The sequence below is a fragment of the Streptomyces cacaoi genome (assembly GCF_006539165.1).
Classification (GTDB): Bacteria; Actinomycetota; Actinomycetes; order Streptomycetales; family Streptomycetaceae; genus Streptomyces; species Streptomyces cacaoi.
In genome coordinates, this window is the sequence record NZ_BJMM01000125.1 from 1 (window position 1) to 4931 (window position 4931).

The 4931-nt window shown below is 73.1% G+C and carries 3 protein-coding genes; 1 reads left to right on the forward strand and 2 read right to left on the reverse strand.

Annotated features, from left to right (window positions below; genetic code table 11):
* A partial coding sequence (locus SCA03_RS34360) for a non-ribosomal peptide synthetase (protein WP_141275881.1) occupies positions 1 to 2526 on the reverse strand: 2526 nt, incomplete at its 3' end.
* A 118-nt stretch (positions 2527 to 2644) separates the two neighbouring features.
* The gene (locus tag SCA03_RS34365) at positions 2645 to 3832 is read right to left on the reverse strand and encodes an NAD(P)/FAD-dependent oxidoreductase (protein WP_030886631.1); all 1188 of its coding nucleotides are present in this window, start codon (positions 3830 to 3832) and stop codon (positions 2645 to 2647) included.
* Positions 3833 to 4246: 414 nt separating this feature from the next.
* Between SCA03_RS34365 and def the strand changes: the two genes are divergently transcribed.
* The gene (gene def, locus SCA03_RS34370) at positions 4247 to 4906 is read left to right on the forward strand and encodes a peptide deformylase (RefSeq protein WP_030886633.1); all 660 of its coding nucleotides are present in this window, start codon (positions 4247 to 4249) and stop codon (positions 4904 to 4906) included.
* Positions 4907 to 4931: the final 25 nt, after the last annotated feature.

Here is a 4931-nt window from a genome sequence, read left to right on the forward strand (position 1 = left end):
GAAGGCCAGATCGGCGAGGGGGAGGCCGACCGGTCCCGCGGGGGCGTCCAGGTCGGCGGGGCCGAGGCTGCGGAAGGACGCGTGGACGGTGGTCTCCGTCGTCCCGTACATATTGATCAAGTGCGGCCAGGTGTCGCGCTGTTCGAGCCACGGCCGGAGCTTGGCCGGTTCCAGGGCCTCGCCCGCGAACACCACGGCCTCCAGGCCGTCCAGCCGGGAGCGCCCCTGTCCGCCCGTGTCGGCGGCCTGGAGCGCGTGGAAGGCCGAGGGGGTCTGGCTCAGCACCGTCACGCGCTCGCGGGCGAGGAGTTCGCGGAAGTCGGCCGCCGAGTGGACCACGTCCTCCGGGACGACGACGAGCCGCCCGCCGTGCAGCAGCGCGCCCCACATCTCCCACACCGACACATCGAACGCGTACGAGTGGAACAGCGACCACACCTGCCCCGGCCCGGGCACGAACCCCGGCGCGGTGGAGGTGAACAGCCGGGTGACGCTCGCATGGCTCACCGCGACGCCCTTGGGGGTGCCGGTCGTGCCGGAGGTGTAGATGACGTAGGCGGGCCGGCCGGCGTCCGGCGCGGGCAGGGCGGTCACCGGCTGCCGGGCGAGGGCGGCGGCATCGTCGGCACACACCACGACGCCACCGGACGCCTCCGGCCCACCGATTCCGCCGCACCCGCCGGACCCGCCGGTCCCGTCGTCCCCGCCGCTTCCCTCACGTCCGTCGCGTCCTTCGAGCCCGTCGAGCCCGTCGCGTGCGAAGGCCGCTGCGGCGGTTCGGCCGGCCGTCGCCGCGGTGGTGACGAGGGCCGTCGGGGCCGCGTCCGCCAGGATGAACGCCACCCGCTCGTCCGGGTGGTCGACGTCGAGGGGCACATAGGTCGCCCCCAGCTTCAGCACGGCGAGGACCGCGAGCACGGTCTCGGCGGAGCGCGGAATCAGCAGGGCGACGGCGTCCCCCGCGCGTACGCCGCGTGCGTCGAGCAGATGCGCCAGCCGGTTCGACGCCTCGTCCAGCTCGCGGTACGTCCACGACGTGTCGCCGAAGACCAGTGCCACGGCGTCCGGTGTGCGTGCCGCCCGGGCGGTGAACAGCTCGGGCACGGAGGGGGGCTCCGGGGCCGGGGCCGCGCCGGGGAGCGCGGAGCGGTTGCCGAGCCGGTCGAGCAGCGTGTGCTCCTCCTCGTCCAGCAGCTCGGCGGAGAGCACCGGACGGTCCATGCCGGCGACCATCGCGGCCAGCAGCCGACGCAGCCGGGCCACCAGCGTCTCGATCGTGGCCGCGTCGAACACGTCGGTGCGGTACTCGACCACGCCGCCGATCCCCAGGGGCCGGCCGGATTCGTCGGACCGCTCGCGGAGGCTGAACGTCAGATCCATGCGCGCGGCGCGGGTGTCGGTGGGCACGGTCTCGGCCCGGACTCCGGGCAGTTCGAGCTCGGGGAGCAGATTGTTCTGCCAGCCGAGCAGCACCTGGACCAGCGGGTGGTGGGTCCGGGAGCGTGCGGGGTTGAGCCGGTCGACCACGGCGTCGAAGGGGGCGTCCTGGTGGGCCGAGGCGTCCAGGATCCGCTCCCTGATCTGCTTCAGCAGGTCCGCGTGGGTCATCTCCGGGGACACCTGGGCGCGGAGCACCAGGGTGTTGGTGAACAGCCCCACGAGTTCGGCGGCCTCGGCGCCGCGCCGGCCCGTCGTCGGCACGCCGAAGGCCACGTCGGGGCTGCCGCTCAGCCGGGACAGCAGCAGCGCCAGCGCGGTCGAGACGACCATGAAGCCGCTGGCCCGGTGCTCCCGCGCCACCCGCCGCACCTGTTCCTGGAGCGCGGCGGGCCATTCGACGGCGATCCGGGCGCCGCGGTGGTCGGCGACCGCCGGGTAGGGCCGGTCGGCGGGCAGCTCCACCCGGCCCTCGTAGCCCGCGAGCGCCCGCTCCCAGTAGCGCAGTTGGCGGCTGAGCAGGCTGTCCGGGTCGGCCTCGTCCCCGAGCGTGTCGCGCTGCCGGAGGGTGTGGGCGGTGTAGCTCAGCGGCAGCGGCTCGAAGTCGGGGGCCGTACCGGCGGCGCGGGCACGGTAGGCCAGCTGGAGGTCGTGCAGCAGCGGGCGCAGCGACAGGCCGTCCGCCGCGATGTGGTGCACCACCAGCGCCAGGACGTGTTCCCCGGCCGAGGTCCGGAGCAGCCGTGCCCGGAACGGGATGTCGTCCGCCAGGTCGAAGGCGTGCCAGACGACCGCGGCGACGGCGTCGTCCCGCGCGGCGGCCGGCGCGTCCGCGACGTCGACGACCTCCCAGCCGAAGTCCGCCTCGGCGAGGGCGCGGACGCGCTGCTCGGGCACGCCGTCGCGGGCGGGGAAGACCGTCCGCAGGCTCTCGTGCCGCTCCACGACATCGGCGAGCGCCGCGCCGAGTGCCGTGGTGTCCAGTGCGCCGGTCAGCCGCAGCACCAGCGGAATGTTGTACGTCGGTGACAGCCCCTCCAGCTGGTGGATGAACCACAGCCGGCGCTGCGCATGGGACAACGGAATCAATGCTCAACCTTACGTCCGACCGACAGCCGTCCACTGCCGGTGAGTTACCGGGATGAGGCGAGACGAGCAGCGTGCGCGGCCGGTGGCACACCGGCCGCTGTAGGGAGCCGGGCGGGGCTTACAGGAGGTCGACGACGTCGGCCGTCACGAATTCGCGCATTCTGATGACGCCGGAGACCAGGGCGAAGTAGCGCGAAGTCAGCTCGGGGGACTCGGAAACGGCATGCAGCATGCGCATCCTCGCCTTCGTCGGGTGAAGGTTCGCCAGCTCCAGCGTGCTCAGGTAGGGCTCGTCCAGCGTGGCGGTCATCGTCGTGTCGAAGTGCGCCAGCGCCTTGTCGACGGCGGGCGCGTCGCCGGTGTCCACGCCGGAGAGGCAGTCGGCGAACTGCTCGGCCTGGATCAGCGCGTTGGTGATGCCCCGGGCGGTGATCGAGTCGAGGTGGTGTGCCGCGTCGCCCACCAGTGCCCAGCCGGGGCCGTGCGCTCTGCGGAAGAAGTTGCGCTGGTCGCCCGTGCCTCTCCACCGGTCGACGCGCTCGGCGGACAGCAGTTGCTCGTAGAGCCCGGGCGCGGTCGACTCGACGGCCGCGCGGTAGGCGGCCTCGGGGTCGCGGCGGGCCTGGGCGAACTCCGCCTGCGGCAGATAGGCGGCGACGATGGTGAGGTCGTCGTGGGTCGGGATGCGCGCGATCCAGCGGCCCACCCGTTCGTGGGCGCCGAAGCCGGTGCGCACCCCGTGCCAGTACGTGTAGTACACACAGCTGGCCACGGGTGCGGAGCGGACGACGGGCGCGTCGACCAGCTCCGCCACCTTCGACCGCATGCCGTCGGCCCCGACGACGAGCCGGGCCCGGGCCGTCGTCGTCGCCGTGCCGGTCCGCATCCGGACGCCGGCGGCCCGGCCGTCGTCCCCGGTGACCAGCTCCTGGACGCGTGCGCCGTCGGCGAATTCGGCGCCGGCCGCCACGGCGGCCCGCACGAGCAGTTCGTCCAGGATGTAGCGCCGGGGCGCGTACGCCGCGGTCGCGGCGCCCATCGTGGGGGCGGCGGAGGTCAGCCGGAGGCCGTCGATCTCGTGGCTGATGGTGTCCAGCGGCGGGCAGCCGGAGGCGACGACGTCGTCGAGCACGCCCCACTGTTCCAGCCGCAGCACCCCGGGCGGATGGATGTAGAGCGTCGACATCGTGTCCGACGGGAACGTCGCCTTGTCGACCAGCAGGACGCGTCTGCCCTGCCGGGCCAGCAGCAGGGCGGTGGCGGCGCCCGCACAGCGCGCGCCCACGATCACCGCGTCGTACGTCATGACGGCAGTCCCCCTCCCCGCCGGATACGGAAGCCGGGCGTCACCGGGCGCACGGGCCGACGGCACGGGTCGTGGCCGCCGCGCGGGTGTGTGCCGGTGCGGCACAAGTCGCCCTTGACCGCGGCACGTCGGCCGCCGGGCGGAGCGTGGAGGACATCCGGGGCGGCCGGCCGTGTGTGCCGGCGCTCTGGAGTGGTCGCACTGCCATGTGGCGGAGGGTACTCATGTACGAGAAGTTGCGGAAGACGACCTGTGAGGCGGAGAGCGGCAGCGGTCCGCGGATCCCGATGGACGGTTCCGGTGCGCGGACTTTGCAAAGAGTGCTACTTTGAAAAGCGTTCCCCGGCCGGGACCCCCGCTCGGCCGGGGTTCTTGCACGGCTGGCTCAGGTATGCCCGGAAGGCGTTGATTTCCATGGCTGTTCGGTTCGGCGACACCTCGATGGACCGCCGGGTGCGCGTACAGGGCGAGCCCGTCGACTCCTATCCGCGCATCGGGCCGGAGGTCGAACGGGGCGAGGTGCACCGCATCACCGTCGTCGGGGAGGAGATCCTGCGGCGGAGGTGCCGGCCGGTCACCGAGTTCGGCACCCCGGAGCTGTCCCGGCTGGTGGACGACATGTTCGCCACGAACCAGGTCGCGGACGGCGCCGGCCTGGCCGCCAACCAGATCGATGTGGACCTCCAGTTGTTCGTCTGGGACGTCACCGACGAGTGGGGCGTGCGCCACGTCGGGCACATCGCCAACCCCGTGCTGGACGAGGTGCCGGCCGAAGGGCGCAAGCTGATCGACGAGCCCGAGGGCTGTCTGTCCGTCCCCGGCCCCTACCGGGTGGTGCCGCGCGTCGACCACGCCGTCGTTCGGGGATTCGACAAGGACGGCGAGCCGCTGGTGATCGAGGGCCGCGGCTACTTCGCCCGCTGCCTCCAGCACGAGACGGACCATCTGTACGGGCACCTGTATCTGGACCGGCTCTCCAAGCGGGAACGCAAGTCCGCGCTCCGGGAGATGGAGGAGTCCAAGGAGGAGATGTTCGCCCGGCGCGCCGCGACGGCCGCGAAGCTGGGGAAGTGATCTCTCTCCCCCCCCCCCCCCCCCC

Excerpts from the sequence above, each read along its gene's own strand:
- SCA03_RS34365 (WP_030886631.1), bottom strand. The coding sequence starts at position 3,832 with ATGACGTACGACGCGGTGATCGTGGGCGCGCGCTGTGCGGGCGCCGCC.
- def (WP_030886633.1), top strand. The coding sequence starts at position 4,247 with ATGGCTGTTCGGTTCGGCGACACCTCGATGGACCGCCGGGTGCGCGTA.